The sequence below is a fragment of the uncultured Methanobrevibacter sp. genome (assembly GCF_902801725.1).
Classification (GTDB): Archaea; Methanobacteriota; Methanobacteria; order Methanobacteriales; family Methanobacteriaceae; genus Methanocatella.
Map to the genome: position 1 here is coordinate 63,467 of NZ_CADCJB010000010.1, position 16,595 is coordinate 80,061.

Consider the following 16,595-nt stretch of genomic DNA (forward strand, 5'->3'; position numbering starts at 1 on the left):
AAATTATATATAAATCTGAATTATTTGACAACGCGAATTATATTTTTAACGGAAAGTCCACCATAACTTGTAACGATATTGTATTTTCCTAGCCTGAGATTCTTATTGATAGTAAATGAAGCAATTCCTTTTGAATTTGTTTTTATTGAGTATTTTTTGCCTTTGAACTTGACAGTCAATATTTTATATTTGAAAAGTTTTCCATTGCCATCAAGCAGTTTTACATTGAATTTTGCGGTTTTTGATTTCTTTTTGGATAGGCTTTTGGTTATTATATTTGTTTTGATTACAACCTTATTGGACACCTTGAATCCTTTATATGAAGCAGTTATTGTATATTTGCCCTGGTTGAATTTAAGTTTTAATGATGCAATACCCCTACTATTTGTTTTGACGTTGTATGTTTTACCAGCAATGTTTATTTTAGCATATACACCACTTGCTACCCCACCGTTATCGTTTAAAACACGTATCTGGTATGTTTTTGAACCCAAATAGTATTTTGTTATGTCCTTATTGGCAGTGATTCTTGAAACAACATTGATTGTTTTGGTTATTTTCTCACCAGTGAAATCATTTATTATTGTTACTTCGTAATTTCCGGCTTTTTCAAGAATATTAATGGATGCATATCCATTTTTATCTATTATTGCACTATATGAAACTTTATTGATAATAAAAGTTGCTTTGGAGGTATTTAAAAGTTTAACTGAATATTTTGAATTGTAGGCTTTTATTGAAGAGTCTTCAGCAATGATTGAGGTTCTTATGTGAATTGCTGATTTTGCACTGGACTTGAAGTAATTGTTACTTCCCAGATAGTTAATGACTACCGGATAATCTCCACAATTTAAATTAATACTTATTTGAGCTTTTCCGTTATTGTCTGTAATCTTTTTGTATGTTTTATCCCCAATGACAAATTCAACCGGCTGATTTTTAACCGGATTTGCGTAAATGTCTTTTAGAACAATTGAATACACATTATTTTTTGAGTAAACTGCAGACAATTCATCACAGATTATTTTTGTTTGAGCAACATCAATTTTAAAGCTACCTTTCAACTCATCGAAGACATAATCATTTGGATTGACCAATGACACAACAACATTATAAATTCCATTCGGAAGATTCTTTAATGAAATTACATCATTAACCTTTACAACTGTAACATTATCATTTATTTTTACAATCAATGAATCCTTAATGCTTTTTGATGTGCCAAATCTTAATGTAGCGGAATTTTGATAGACAGTACTGTCAAAGCTTAAGCTAACTTTTGATTTGACCTTAATGCTTCCTGCAGAATTAGATTTGAAATAGTTATTGCTACCATCAAACAGGTAATTGGCAGCGTATTGGCCAGCGGCCAAATTCAAGTAAATACGGGCAAAACCGTCAGAGCCAGTGTAGTTAGAATAAACCTTATTGGCCACATTAAATGAAATCAACTGACCTTTCACAGGATTTGAATTAACATCAACCAAACGGACACTAAAGCTTGAAACAACATTATTGAAAGCATACCTACCATTAGCATCAACCAATGAAACATCAACACCATACTTAGCATTCGCCAAACCAGAAAGATCTAAAACAGCCACACCATTTTTAACATTAACACTATAAGCCTTACCATTAATAACGAACTTTGCAACATCATTGATGCCTTTTGATACAGATAATTTTAGAGAAGCAGAATCCTGGAAAACATCCTTACTCAAACTCAAAACAACCCTTGATTTACTCAAAACAACCCTTGATTTAATCTTAATATTACCTGCGGAATTAGATTTGAAGTAATTGTCACTGCCAGCGAACAAATAATTGACAGCATATTGGCCAGCGGCCAAACTTAAATAAACACGGGCAAAACCGTCAGAGCCAGTGTAGTTAGAATAAACCTTATTGGCCACATTAAATGAAATCAACTGACCTTTCACAGGATTTGAATTACTGTCAACCAAACGGGCACTAATGCATGTACTCTCATCATCAACACCAACAACATCACCTGAGATAATTTTTGTACCCCCTACATTAACAGTGAAGCTGGAAGCGATATCATTAACAACATAATTATCATCCAATGAAATGTCCATATCATATTTTCCATTTTTCAAATTGGTTATATTCAAAATACCTACACCATTTTTGACATTGACACTGTGAGATTTGCCATTAATGATGAATTTTGCAACATCGTTAATGAGTTTGGAGAATCTTACGGTAATATTAGCATTATCCTGATATTTGTCAATGTTCACATTTCCATCAACTTTGCATTTTACATAGATATTGGATGAAGTGGAATTTTTGAGATAATCATTGTCTCCTTTAAAATCGGCGCGTAAAGTATAATTTCCTGCTTTAAGATTAACTGGAACATGAACAACACCTTTATCGTCACTGATTAAATCAAATTCACCATTTAAAGTAATTGTAATTCTTTTATTTGAAAGCAGATTGCCTTTCTCATCAATTATAGTAATATTATATAATATATTATCCTCATCAGTGATGACAACATTATTTGTGATTAATTTTACATTTCGAATATCTATAGTAAAAGAACCAGAATAATCAAGTTCCCATAATAAACTATTTAAAACTGTAACATTCATCTTATAAATGCCGTTTGGTAATTCATTCAATTTTAATGAATATTTACCATTGTTTAAATTAATTTGATGAACATCATTGTTGATTGTGGCAACCAAAGGCATATTAATATAATCTAAACTTGAAAACTCAATAGAAACGTTGTTTAAGGTTCTTAACACAGTTACATCCAATGGGAGTTTGAATTTAGGAACATCAAATGAAATTGTATCATCTGACGGATTATATCCAACTGCATTAAATTCCGCTGAAATATGTATGGTTGTTTTATCCGCAATATATTCAAGATTTGCATATCCGTTTTTAACGTCAACATTGAAAACTTTACCGTCCACATTTAAGGCAACTCTTCCTGATTTTAATGAGTTACCATATTGGTCAAGAACCTTCACGCTTATATTTATCAGATTTCCCTTAAGATCATATCCTATGGTTGCAGTAGTATTTATCGGGTTTAAAATTGTAAATGCTTTAATAGCAGCTACTTGAGAGTCATAATAGTGGGATGAATATTTCCAACTGCAATCATACAAATCCACCCAGTTTATTCCATCATAGCTGACAAATGAAATATTTGGAGAATACAGCATGTTATTGAAACGTACTTCTTCAGAAACAGGAACATAAGCTTCACCAGAAACGCTTATATTAAAAATGACTTCAAATATATCTCCTTTAGTTAATGGAATTAGTTTATCCAGATTCATAGTATAATACCCTGGATTTGAAACTCCTGATTGGTGGTGCTTATATTGGCCATTTACATTAATTGAAACTGTCCAATTAGAAATTTTATCGAAGTATGTTGAAACTGAAGCGAGATATTCATTATCGGTTGCAGTAAATACGTTCTTATACCAGACTTTGCTTGAGGAGTTCATGAAGAAATCTGTAATGCCTGAAATGTCATATTGGTAGTTTTTATCCAAACGAATTGTATCATTGAAAATGATTGCAAAAGAAGCATCAATTACACCAGGCTGTGCAAATTTGGTATCATAGTATGAAACATAGAAATATCCGTTTTTGCCCCAATCATCTCCCCAACTATTTTTAACAATCCATGCACCATCACCAGGAGGAGCTGTTCGATAAAAATTATTTCTGGAGAAGTTGTCATCCCAACCGACAATTGTCACAGCATGATCAATAGGATTGTTTCCAGAATAGTAATGAGCATTTTTAGAATTAATTTGTCCCATACACATGGTTGTTGCAACGGCACCATATTTCATCAGTGCAAGTTTTATGGCATCATTGTCAGTATAACTGTTACGCTTTAGGAACATGACATTTTGCACATGGTAGATGCTGTTTAAAACATGTGATAAGTGAGATTTATCATCATATAAATCATCTTTTTCCAGAATAGGTCCCAGCCAACTTGTAAGATAACCCAATGCCATATAAGGTTTACCCCCATCGTTAGTGCTATACTTCCAACCATAATCAGAATATAAAGCTATCACATTTTTCATATTTTCTTCAGATAAATCTACAACATCACCAGTTGCTTTTAAAAGACATGATTCAAGAACTGCAATAGGTGCAAATGCCCAGCAATTACCGCCTGATTGTTGGTCTGCTACTGGACTTACCAAATGTTTATCGATTAAACTGAAATAGCTTGGTATTTCATCAATTTGTTCGGAATCGACTTTCACCATAGTATAATTGCCACTTCCAATAACCATGTTGATTGAAGATGAATTATATATATTTTCCTCCTGAAGAGCATGATTTTGACTGAATGAGTTTGAATTTTCTGTTAAATTACATAAAAGAACATAACCTGCACCACCGCAAAGCAATGCATTGTTATCGTTGAATGTATTGTTTGTGATTATACAATTCTTAGAATTGTCAATAAAAAGAGCGCCTCCATTTAATGCAGTGTTGTTTACAAATTTTGAGTCACTCACAGAAAATGCTCCGTACAAATGATAAATTGCTCCTCCGGAATACTTAGCAATATTGTTACTTGCTTCAATGTTTGCAAGTGAAACTTCAGAACTGAGTGAAGATATTGCTGATCCGAAGGTGGAACTGCAATTCTCGAAAGTTAAGTAATCGCCGTTCAGTACAGATGATTTTATATAAATTGCACCACCCGCATCGCCAGTCGAATAGGAATTGACAAACCTAGATTTTGATATTCTAATATTATTTGTATTCAAACATGCAATTGAACCACCAAAGTTAAGGGAATATGAATTAATAAACTCTGAATTAGTAATTAATAAGTTACCCCCTTCCTGATAAATTGCACCCCCATATTCCGCATGAGTATTTTTAAAAGTGCAGTTATCAATAGTAACCTTTGAATTACTACCAGTTGAATAAATTGCACCTCCAAAACAGTTATTATACCTATCAGTAACATAACCTTTTCCACTATCAAAAATAACATTCTTTGCATCGAAATTAAGATAATTTTTTATAGTTAGACCTGACAATGTAATGTTTTCTACTTTAAAATTATTTGAAGCTGTAAAAGCGACACCGGAATATCGGATTGTTGTATTTTGATTGTTAGAACCATAAATAGTAACATTAGTAATGTCTTTCGGCTTATTCAGATTATATTCACCTTCCTTTAAATAGATACTTGAATTAGTCTTTATCCTGTCTGCAGTCAAATATTTATAAGGATTTTGCGAAGACCCATCTCCATCATCATTTTCACATGAAGCATCAAAATAATAGCTATTTTCATTATTGGACACTTCTCCATCTCCCATTAATGTCTGGTTTTCCGAAGCAAATGAAAACGGAAGCACCAGTGCGAATATAAACAAAAGTATTATCAAATATTTATAATTCATAACAATCGCCTCTACTGTATGGGTATGTTTGAAGTAATTAAATAAGTTTTCTATAAAAATATGCAAACTTTAACAAAATCAGCACCGCCACATAACTATTGAAAAACACAGCAAAAAAAATATTTAAATAATCTTTTCATCAAAGATAGAACTATAACATATTTTTTACATCTACTGGAGAGAGTGATAAAATGGAAAACAATGCAATAGCTTACGGGATTCTTTCTTTTATAATACCTGGACTTGGTCAGGCACTAAATGGATATACAAAAAAAGGAATAACAATGTTTGCAATAGTAATCTTTTTGAACATATTCATATATTTCTTCATAAACAATCCGTTCGGACATTTCATAAGCCTAATCTATTCCCTATATGCAGGATATGATGCATACAAAACATACTGACCCAAAAAAGAGACAGAGAAATCATCACCAAATAATAAAATAAAGCATCAATAATTTTATAAGAAATTGTAATAATGCCAATATAATAGACTATAAAATTGATTAAAACATAGCAATGATAAAAATTAGATTAATTAAAATAATTAGTGTATATGTAAAAAAAATAAAATATAAGTGAATAAATGATTATTCACTCTGCGGTTTAATTTTAGTAAATATGACTGCAAAGACCATAACTGAAATAATAATGATCAGGTCAATTGTTATTTCAAACGGCTTGGCTGTGCTGAATAATGTAATAATACCAACTATCCACATTCCAATCAAAACAAAAGGAAGCAAGTATTTGATTATAAACATCCATGTTTTACCAACTTTAAATGTTGAATATTCATTTAATGCAGGCAGAAACTTGTCCACACCATAGAACCAAGCGAATATAATACATTGCACACCAATCAACAGCAAAATTCCAAATTCATTAACAAATGAATCAATAATACCAACAAGATAGCTACTGATACCTGTTGTTAGAATTAATGAACATGCACAACCGACAACTGCCAGAATTGTTGCTGCTTTCTTACGGGACCAACCCAATTTGTCTGCAGTTGAATTCAACATCGGCTCGAAAAATCCTAATGCTGAAGTAACACCAGCAAATAAAATGGCCAAGAACAATAATGGTGCTAAAATACGTCCAATAGGACCCATAATATTAAATATCATTGGGAAAACAACAAAAATCAATCCGGTACCCTCTGTAATCAATTGGGTCATAGGCGTACCTGCAGTAGCAGACATATAACCTAAAATTGAAAATACACCAAATGCAGTAAAAATTTCAAAAGCTGAATTGGATGCAACAACAATCAACACATTGTCGATTAATTTTGAATTTTCAGGCAAATAACTGGCATATGTAAGTGCAATAGCCTGACCCATACTCAATGAAAAGATAATTTGAGCAAATGCTGCCAACCAAATATTTACATTCAAAAGCATTCCCCAATTTGGAGTTAGTAGAGTATTAATACCAATACCAGCACCAGGTAAAGTCAATGAATAAATAACAATGATTCCCATAATTACAAATAATGCAGGAATGAGTATTTTTGAAACCTTACCTATTCCCTTATCAACATTTCTATGGGCAATGAACCACAGGATAACCCATAATATTAAAACACCGACAGTTGTTGGTATTAATAAGAAGTTTGCATTGGAAAGGTTTGAACTTCCACCTACAGTTTGAGTGAAGTAAGCTGCGGCATCAGTTCCCCAGCTAAATGTAAAACTACTTAATAAATATACCAGATCCCAACTTAAAATCACCATATAATAAATTGTAACTATAAACACGAAAAGAACCAGTATCCAAGCAATAATTTCAAATTGCGGTTTAATCTTACGCATGATCTTTGAAAACGATTCCTTGAAGCTGAATCCCACACCATATTCTAAGATTAAAAATGGAATACCCATTATAGCAATTGCAGTAAAGTAAGGAATGAAGAAAGATCCCCCACCATTAGAATAAAGAACATAACTGAAACGCCAAATGTTTCCAAGACCAACTGCCGCCCCAATCATTGCAAAAATAAACGCTATTGATGAATCCCATTGAGCTTGTTCCGACATAATAATTTCCTCTCGTATATTATTTTATATAAATAATATATAATAAATATAACATATTTTATTCTAGTGAAAAAAATGAATGTATTTGATAAATTTATAATGGGCGATACCTCAAGCATAAACTGGTGTTTTGAAAACAGACATTTTCAGGAAAGATTGGATGAAAACGGACTAACAAGAAACTACATAGTTGACTGTTTAATGAACGAAGAACCAGTCAGCTGGGAGCATGTTGAAAAAGACATTTATGCAGTAGTCTATGAAGCACCAGAATCAAAAAACTATAAGGAAATTAGAGTTTTAATGGCATGCAGTGGAAATTCCATAGATTTAGTGACAATCATGAGAAACAATGAGACAGCAACCAACCGCCAACGAAAGCAATACCAGTCCGATAAAAAGAAAAAAATAGAAAAAAAGAGATTGAAAGCAATTTCAAAAAGAAAATGGTAAGAAACATATCGTTTCTATACCCTATTAAAGTTAAGATAATGGGTTATTCCTATTCTGAACAATACAACACCTTTAGCTCCTCCAGCCATAGCGTATTTAGCATCTTTCATCAATGCATTGTAAGACAACGGACTAGGGTTCTCCTCAGAATGATAAGATTCGATACCAGTCCAGATTTGGGCACCGTTGGATTGTTTTACAAATGTTTTTGTTACTGATTTAATCCAATTAGTGTTTTTGCCGTAAGCGCTTTTATAAGCCATAGGAAGCAGTGCATCAACATATTTACTTAATGACGGAACATGTTGCCCATAATAGTAAATCATCATATCAGGTTCAGGCATGATTGCAATGGAAACAATTGCGTTAGGCTTTATTTTATGAACCGCATAGCTTATTTTCTTAACTATATAATTGATGGACTCGACTGCGTTTATGTGTTTGTGAGCAGTTCCACCATATCTCATGTAATCAAGGTGAATTCCATCCACGCCTTTGATTCCGGCATAGTACTTTGCCTCATTAACCTTCTCGTTAATGAACCCATATTTGAATGAACCGTCATCGCGCACTGGAGAAACCCAATCCTCACCGTCACAGCAGACCAAAATCCATAAATGAACTTTCATTCCATAGCTATGAGCTGTTCTAATCCATGACTCAACATAAGATCTTCCATATGAGTTAACAGCATCTCCAAGAAGGAATATGTGTTTGGTTCCTCTATCCGCAAGGTCCTTGAGGCTGGTTGATGACATGTGCATCGGCCACATCCAATAACCGTTACCCTTATCCATTTTAGCCCTAAATACAATTTTAACGGTTTTTTTGCATGAAAGGTATGGTTGCTTTTTAGAAAATGAACAATAAATGTTATATGTTCCCTTTTTAAGATTTAAATAAATCTTTGCATAACCGTTGGCATTGGTTTTGGAGTTATAAGTTTTTCCAGCCACCTTAAATGTAACCACATGGGATTTTATAGCCTTTCCTTTTTGATTAACAAGTTTAACGTAAAATATTGACCTTGACCCCTGACGGAAATTAAGATAATTGTCCGCCAAAAGCTTGGTTTTTGTGGATTCCTTAACGGTTATCTTGCCTGTTTTCGTTGCGGAAGTGGTATTTTCATCACCGGCATATGTGACCTTGGCGTTATAAATGCCTTTAGGAAGATTGATATTTAAAATTGCCTGACCATTAGCATTGGTTTGGCGAGAATAATTCTTTTTGTTCACATTAATGATAAGTTTTTTGCCCGGAGCGACTTTACCATCAATAGTCAACCTGGCAACAAATTTTGTGTTGAAAGATGAATATCCTGTCGGTTTAGAAGTTGAAATAGCAGATTTTGATTTTACAGTGCTGGAATTAGAACCAACTCCCAAAACATCATCGCTTATTTGATTGACTGAATCTCGATTATCTTCACTTAAAATTTGATTTTCAATATTCGAAGTTTCATCACTTGCCTTTAACTCATCAGCAACCCCATCATCTGCATCATCTACACTATCAGTTGCATTTTCAGTTGCAGAAACTGCAGAAATTGCTAAAATAAATGTTAAAAGAAGTATTGGAATTAAATATTTTTTTCTCATTTCTCTGACCTAAAAATAAAAAAGAGGGGTTTGATTAAATATCATCAAAATTAATTAATTTAGATATACCCCATCTAAATGAAATCACACCAGTTGCTCCACCATTTGCAGCAGACCTATAATCATTTAAAAGTTCTGAAGCAGATAATGGAGTTACATCTTCATCGGACCTATATGACTGAATACCAGACCAGACTTCAGCACCGTTGGATTGTTTTATAAATTTGGTGGTTGTTGACTTGATCCAAGAAGTTCCTGATTCATAATTTCCTTTATAAATCATAGGAATTAATACATCCAAGTATTTGGATATTGTTGGAACGTCCTGACCATAATAATACTTGTTTGAATCCGGTTCAGGCATTATAGCTGCAGAAACAATAAGATTTGAATTTAACTTATGAACAGCATTACAAAGTTCTTTTGTGAAGTAATTAATAGCTGCTACACCATTAGCATGTTTATATGCAGTTCCAGGGAATCTTAAATAATCCAAATGAATTCCTGCAACACCTTTAAGTTTAGCATAGGTTTTAGCTTCATTGATTTTTGAATTAAAGAATGAATACTTGTAACTGCCATCATCGTTAACCGGAGAAATCCAGCTACCATAATAGAATATCTGCATCCATATATGAACTGAAATTCCTTTACTCTTTGCACTTGCAATGAATGATTCCACAGCACTTTTACCGTGGGTACTTACAGCAGCATAATTCAAAAAGATATGCTTGGTTGAAGTTTTGGCCAATGTATTCAAGTTAACGTTCTTCATGTCATATCCGAAAACCCAGTACCCATTATTTACACAATTGTTTTTAATGTGAACAATGAAGGAATTTGAACCATGTGCCCTGTTATAAATTGAATTCTGATAGTACACATATGAAATCTTATAGTCACCTGCACGTAACTTCAGGTTTATTGTTGCAACGCCGTCATGCAAATATCTTATGTATTTTTTACCTTTGAATACATAAGCGATTTTTCCTTTTACAGGATTGCCTCTTGCATCCACCACTTTAACTTTAAACGGTGTTCTGACATCATTATAAAATTTGACAGCATTTATGCGATTCATCTTAATAGGCATTCCCTGAACAACACTTACCTTTGATTTTCCGCTTGCAGATTTGATATTCTTTTCGCCGTTGAAATAATACCTTATTACATAATCTCCTTTAGCCAAATTGATGCTTAATTTAGCCACACCTTTGGAATTGGTATTTTTATAATAATTTTTACCGTTGATGTTGAATCTAACTTTTTTGTTGGCCAGCTTGATTCCATTTGCAGACAATGTGACTGCATAAGCATTGGTGAAACCCTTATAGGCAACATAATTAGATCCCTTAATGGCAGATTGGTCATTTTCTAAAACCAAAATTCGGGTTTTGCCAGTATTTGTTTCATATGCACTGTCCTTGAATGTGTATTGGACGTCATAATACTTTTTAGCACAACCCAATTTCAAACTGGCAATACCATTTCCATTAGTAACTTTATCATATTGCTTTCCATTAAACAAAATAGAAACTTTCTTACCTGAAATTCCTGTTCCGTTTTCATCCAAAAGCTTTACTTGGAAATATTGTCCCCTAAGTATGGTTGAAGGAGAAACAACCTTAAAAGAAGATTGTTTTTTTGAAAGCATAAGATCTGATGAATTACTTTTACTTATTGCTTGAGAATTTTCATCTACACTTAATTTATCTTCATCTCCAACAGACAATTCTCCATCAGATTCCATATCTGAAGATAATTTATTTTCTAAATTGATATCCGAAGACTGTAAATCTAAATTATCACTTGAACTTTCAATGCTTGAAACATTGCCTGCATCAGCAGCACTGGCAATTCCAACCAAAAGGAAAAACGCCAATGCAAACGTGATAAACAATGTTTTATTTTTTATCGAAATTTTTTCACCTTTTTAAATTATTTAAAAAAATATTTTATGAGTTAAATTATATGAATACAACCTATATAAATGTTTTTACAAGTTTAAATTTGAAAAAACAAATTAAAATAAGTTAAATTAATCAAAATAGATAAAAAACATATAGAAAATTATAGTAAAAGGACAATTTACTTGAAACATAGTATAATAAGCTCAAATAGGATAAATCAAAATTAAAAAAATAACCAATCAATCAAAGATAAAATATTGATATTGGGTATTTTTATAGTTAAAATCATACAATTTTGATTATTTATAAGAAAAATCAAGAATATACAAGTCTAAAATAGAAAAATTAAAAATATAAAAGAGTAAAAAAAGAAAATAAAGAATTTAACTGAAAATTTACTTTTCAGTCAAATTGAAATCCAATGTGCCAACACCATTTGCAACTTTAAACTCATTGCATTTAGGAGTCAAACCGTTCAATAATGAATTCCCCTCATCTTCACCCATGAATTGCGGCAAGTAGTTTGAAATATATATTGGATAGACTGTACATTTGCCGGTGTTGTTAACCAAATCGATTTTCAACATATATGCATTTTCAACACCATTGCCTGACATGTCAAAGACACAGTTTCCCAAACTGTAGAAGATAGGTTTTCCCTTATACATTTCAACGCCCTGAGTAACGTGAGGGTGTGAACCGATGACAATATCTGCACCATAGTCAACCAATTCATGAGCTATTTTGAGCTGGTCTTCATTTGGAGAAGTAGAATATTCATTTCCGAAATGCAGATATGCCACAACAAAATCTGAACCGTTTCCGCGAGCATCAGCAATATCCTTTTGAGCGACTTTGGAGTTATAAGCAGAGTAACCTGGTGCTGATCCATTAGCATAAGGCATTACATCATAACCATATTCTGCGAAGTTGTTTGAATCCATATAATTGAATATGGTAATGTTCCTTCCACCAATTTCTTCAACAGCAGGAGCATGAGCTTCCCTTTCATTGCTTCCCGCACCAATTGGAATCATACCTGCTTGCCCAACATTTTTGATGGTATCGTTCAAACCACCTATCCCATAATCACATACGTGATTGTTTGCAAGAGCTGCAACCGTATTGTTGTTTCCTTTTACCAAGACAACATCACTAGGATTGCATTTGAGAGGAATATCTCCCTTAACCGCATTTTCTGATGAAGTTGCTGCATTTTCAAAGTTAATTAACAATAAATCTACATTTGAAGTGACATTGCTTATGCCTGCCAGTGGAGAACTGGAACCTAAAGCACCTGCAACATTACGGCCTATCATAATATCGCCAGTAACGGCCATTGAAACATCTTCTTTAACCATGTCTGCCTTTAAAGATTCAGCCAATGGATTATTGTATTCAAATCCCATCAGATTAAATCCAACAGCGACCAATATCAAAATAATTAATACTATAAATAGTGTCTTTTTAACGTTCATTTATCCTTCCTCTAAAACTTCAGCCTCTTCACTTTCACTGAATAGCTGATCCAACATCCATTCTGCATCATATTCTTTAATATCATCGTAACCTTGACCCACACCTAAAAACATTATAGGTTTTTGGATTACATAACCGATTGAAAGGGATGCACCTCCCTTACTATCCGCATCAGCTTTGGTTAGAATAACACCATCAATGTCAATAGCATCATTGAATTTTACAGCCTGTTCGGTAGCATCATTACCTGTTAATGCATCACCAACAAATATGACCAAATCAGGTTTAGCAACCCTTTTAATCTTTTTCATTTCATCCATAAGGTTGACGTTGGTCTGCATTCTTCCCGCAGTATCGATTAAAACCAATTCTTTTCCCTGAGCTTTTGCATGCTCGACAGCATCAAATGCAACAGCCGCAGGATCTGAACCTTTTTTGTGCTTAATTATTTTAACTCCAACATTGTCAGCGTGATAGGTTACCTGCTCAATAGCACCTGCCCTGAATGTATCTGAAGCAGCTATTACAGGAGTGTATCCTTTTTTAAGATAATAATTGGCTAATTTACCTATTGTTGTTGTTTTTCCAGTACCATTAATTCCAACAAACATTACTACAAGAGGTTCGCCTTGAGCTTTTTTCTCTTCAATCATTTCAGTCATTGACTTTCCAGGAATATCGATAATTTCCGCTACTGCATTTCTCAAAGCTATATATGTGTATTCAGTAATGTCATTGCTTCTTTTGATTTTTTTACCGACCAAATCGTTCTTAACATTATCAACAACTTCTGTTGCAACTTCCATTGCAACATCCCCCTGCAAGAGCTCCATTTCAAGCTCCCATAAAATGTCTTCAACGTGTTTTTCTGAAATAGTTTTTTCACGAACGAATGAGAACAGACCGCCTGAAGCTTCACCATCTACGGAAATATCTTCTTTTTTATCCTTAGATCTACTCCAAAAGTGAGATTTCTTCTCCTTTTTCTCTTCTGAAGACTCATCATCAGATTCATCTTCAGACTCCTCTTCATCATCAGATTTATCCTTAGACCTGCTCCAAAAACGAGATTTAGTTTCTTTCTTAACTTCATCTTCAGAATCATCTTTTTCATCTGAAACAGGCCCGGCTTCAATTTCTTCAGAAGTTTCAGGAAGCAGATTGGATTCCTCTTCTTCCTCTTCTTTTTCTCCCTCTTCTTGTTTTTCTTCTTTTTTACGACCAAATGAGAAGAATGAAAATCTTTTACCGGATTCTTCTTGAAGATTATCCTCTTTTTCAGCTTCTTCTATAAGCTCTTCTTCCAATTTTTCACTTGTACGTGAAAATTTCTTTTTTAATGATTCAAACAATTATAACGCAACCTTAAAAGTTAGTTAAAAATTTAATTATGAATATTTATATTTTTTATATTATTTAAATTATGAAAAAATTAGATTAAAAAAAAAGTAAAATAGAAGATTTTTAAAAAAAATCTTTAAAAATTATTTCCTACGTCTTAATGAAGCGGTTCCAATACCTGCCACTGCAACCAATAATATTAATAATGGGTTACCTGTTGCATGTTTATCTGCAGCAGTATTAGTAGTTGCATTCTTAGTGTCATTATCCTGTTGTGTAGGAACTTTAGATAATGAATAAGATGTATTTACACTGGCATTATCAGGTTCCAGCGGTAAAGTACCATTGACAACTCCAGTATCCACCACTTCAGGGACAGTGTCATCGGTATCATTTTCAACAATGTCCTCTTCATCAGGAACATCATCAGAATTGTCATCATCAGTTGCATTGGTATCAGCTGCAGAAACCATACAGACACTAATTAAAATCATTAAAACAGCTAAACCAACAATTAATGCTCTATTAAATTTCAATATATTACCTCCATTAAAATCAATCAGAAATATATTACATTCACATCATTTATATAGGTATTGAAAAAAAAATAGTAAAGGGTGTCCGCCAAAATTAAATTTTGGTTGACTTGTTGATTTTTTTTTAAAATATTGATACATCGAGTTTTAATTGATTTTTAATGGATGTACTTTCGTTATTCTTTCTTCTGTTTTTATCATTCCGATGACTACTTCTTTTTCTATTTGGAATTGTTCTTTGAATATTCCAAATGGTCCTTCAACGCTTGATCTTTTTGCATATTCGCATTTATATTCTTGTTTTTCCATTTTGTAGTTCATTGCTTTTTGCATTTCTGAACCGTATTCTGTGATGGTTTTGTGTGTTTGTGAGGGCGAACAGCATTTGTTTCTTGAAGGACAGTGTTTACATGCTTCATAATTGTTGTAGAGTCTTTTTATTTTGTCTGGTTTTTCTGGGTCTTTGTGTGGTTCTATGTATTTTCCAAAAAAGTGCAGGTAGTTTCCTTCAGGGCATTTGAATGCATCTGATTCATAATCATATTCAAAATGGTCTTTATGATATGGGTTTGGGTTTAATTTTCCTATTTTTTCTTTGGATTGTTTTCTTGTTGGTATTAATCCATCTATTTTTTTATCTGCAAAGTATGATAAGCTTATTTGGTTTAAGTAGATTGTATCTGCACTTATGTATTTTGGTTTGGTGTTAATGTTTCTTATTGCTCTTTCTGCGATATTTGGTAGTTCGTAATGGTCTGTAGGGTTTTGTGTGACATTAATTGCGCAGATTAATTTGGTATCGTAATCGACTGCAGATTGAATATTATAGGCAACCATGTAGTTTCCTTTCTTTCCTTTCATAAATCTTGCTTCAATGTCGTTTACTGGTATTCTATCTTGTCCTGTGAATGTGAATTGTGTTTCTATTCCATATAATAGTTCTAATTTATCTTCATCATCCATGTCTTTCTTTTCGAGCAATCTTTGAGCAGGTTTATGGAGTTTTTCAAGAGATTCAGGGCCAATTGGTCGTCCTTCGTAGTAATCAACCAATATTTGTGTTTCTTTTTTGGTAATGGTGTTGTTGTTGGAATTGTATGCTTTTTTGATGGTTCCATCAATGGCAACGTGATTAAATTCAGTGAATCCTTCATCAAAGGCCTTTTTTAAGGTCATTTGCAATAATACTTCAAAATAATGGCCGTATTCTCGTCTATATCTTTGTATTGATCTTTCAGAAGGTCGAATATCATCACACACGTATTTAAATATGTCATGATATCGTGCCATGTCTGCGATTATTGATGTTCGGTCGATATGTTGTATTTTAGCATAAATAAGTAATTTTAGCATTGAATCTACAGGAAGGGAGTCCCTTCCTTTCTTTTTCTTAGGCTCTTTGATATTTAAAAGTGGAAAAACTTCTTCAATAAATTCTACGACAAAACGAGAAATATGATTGGCTGGAACATTCCAATCAAGTGTTTTAATACCTAATTTTGCTTGATTCTTATCAAACTTTCTTTTAACCATAAATAACAACACCAAAATAACTTATACTTAATATAGAATATGTACAATCAAGTATATATACTTAACTATCTTAAAATCATTTAAAATAAAAAATAAAAACTAAATAAACTCAAATATAGATTTAAAAAATAATAAAATCGAATAAAATAAAATAAATGAAAATTTGCAAAAAAATAAGAAAAATAATAAATATTAGGCTAAAAAATTTTTCGACGAAAAATCAAAAATCAATTTTGGCGGACACTCT

At 32.7% G+C, this 16,595-nt stretch carries 10 protein-coding genes; 2 read left to right on the top strand and 8 right to left on the bottom strand.

Features of this window, described 5'->3' with window-relative positions:
- Positions 1 to 20 precede the first annotated feature (20 nt).
- Positions 21 to 5,447 carry a C1 family peptidase gene (locus QZV68_RS03175; protein WP_296878514.1) on the bottom strand — a complete coding sequence of 1,809 codons (5,427 nt, stop codon included), beginning with the start codon at positions 5,445 to 5,447 and terminating at the stop codon, positions 21 to 23.
- 191 nt (positions 5,448 to 5,638) lie between these two features.
- Here QZV68_RS03175 and QZV68_RS03180 point away from each other — a divergent pair, with 191 nt between their 5' ends.
- A complete protein-coding gene (locus tag QZV68_RS03180; RefSeq protein WP_296878516.1) occupies positions 5,639 to 5,854 on the top strand; it encodes a hypothetical protein in 216 nt (71 codons plus the stop codon).
- Positions 5,855 to 6,040: 186 nt separating this feature from the next.
- On the opposite strand, the gene QZV68_RS03185 is transcribed toward QZV68_RS03180, so the two are convergent.
- Positions 6,041 to 7,495 (bottom strand): sodium-dependent transporter, encoded by a 1,455-nt coding sequence (locus QZV68_RS03185; protein ID WP_296878518.1) that lies wholly within the window; start codon positions 7,493 to 7,495, stop codon positions 6,041 to 6,043.
- A gap of 75 nt (positions 7,496 to 7,570) precedes the next feature.
- On the opposite strand from QZV68_RS03185, the gene QZV68_RS03190 reads away from it, so the two are divergent.
- Positions 7,571 to 7,948 (top strand): hypothetical protein, encoded by a 378-nt coding sequence (locus tag QZV68_RS03190; RefSeq protein WP_296878520.1) that lies wholly within the window; start codon positions 7,571 to 7,573, stop codon positions 7,946 to 7,948.
- A 14-nt stretch (positions 7,949 to 7,962) separates the two neighbouring features.
- On the opposite strand, the gene QZV68_RS03195 is transcribed toward QZV68_RS03190, so the two are convergent.
- The 6 genes from QZV68_RS03195 to QZV68_RS03220 form a co-directional block, all read right to left on the bottom strand.
- On the bottom strand, positions 7,963 to 9,549 hold the full coding sequence (locus QZV68_RS03195) for a hypothetical protein (RefSeq protein ID WP_296878522.1): 1,587 nt from the start codon (positions 9,547 to 9,549) through the stop codon (positions 7,963 to 7,965).
- Between the two features lie 34 nt (positions 9,550 to 9,583).
- Positions 9,584 to 11,449 carry a putative glycoside hydrolase gene (locus QZV68_RS03200; RefSeq protein ID WP_296878524.1) on the bottom strand — a complete coding sequence of 622 codons (1,866 nt, stop codon included), beginning with the start codon at positions 11,447 to 11,449 and terminating at the stop codon, positions 9,584 to 9,586.
- 405 nt (positions 11,450 to 11,854) lie between these two features.
- Positions 11,855 to 12,937 (bottom strand): CapA family protein, encoded by a 1,083-nt coding sequence (locus QZV68_RS03205; RefSeq protein WP_296878526.1) that lies wholly within the window; start codon positions 12,935 to 12,937, stop codon positions 11,855 to 11,857.
- On the bottom strand, positions 12,938 to 14,290 hold the full coding sequence (gene ftsY / locus QZV68_RS03210) for a signal recognition particle-docking protein FtsY (protein ID WP_296878528.1): 1,353 nt from the start codon (positions 14,288 to 14,290) through the stop codon (positions 12,938 to 12,940).
- 132 nt (positions 14,291 to 14,422) lie between these two features.
- Positions 14,423 to 14,815, bottom strand: a complete 393-nt coding sequence (locus QZV68_RS03215) for a hypothetical protein (RefSeq protein WP_296878530.1) — start codon at positions 14,813 to 14,815, stop codon at positions 14,423 to 14,425.
- Between the two features lie 147 nt (positions 14,816 to 14,962).
- The gene (locus tag QZV68_RS03220; protein ID WP_296878532.1) at positions 14,963 to 16,168 is read right to left on the bottom strand and encodes a transposase; all 1,206 of its coding nucleotides are present in this window, start codon (positions 16,166 to 16,168) and stop codon (positions 14,963 to 14,965) included.
- Positions 16,169 to 16,595 lie beyond the last annotated feature (427 nt).

Coding starts and splice junctions, on each gene's coding strand:
- QZV68_RS03175 (WP_296878514.1), bottom strand. CDS start 5,447: ATGAATTATAAATATTTGATAATACTTTTGTTTATATTCGCACTGGTG.
- QZV68_RS03180 (WP_296878516.1), top strand. CDS start 5,639: ATGGAAAACAATGCAATAGCTTACGGGATTCTTTCTTTTATAATACCT.
- QZV68_RS03185 (WP_296878518.1), bottom strand. CDS start 7,495: ATGTCGGAACAAGCTCAATGGGATTCATCAATAGCGTTTATTTTTGCA.
- QZV68_RS03190 (WP_296878520.1), top strand. CDS start 7,571: ATGAATGTATTTGATAAATTTATAATGGGCGATACCTCAAGCATAAAC.
- QZV68_RS03195 (WP_296878522.1), bottom strand. CDS start 9,549: ATGAGAAAAAAATATTTAATTCCAATACTTCTTTTAACATTTATTTTA.
- QZV68_RS03205 (WP_296878526.1), bottom strand. CDS start 12,937: ATGAACGTTAAAAAGACACTATTTATAGTATTAATTATTTTGATATTG.
- QZV68_RS03220 (WP_296878532.1), bottom strand. CDS start 16,168: ATGCTAAAATTACTTATTTATGCTAAAATACAACATATCGACCGAACA.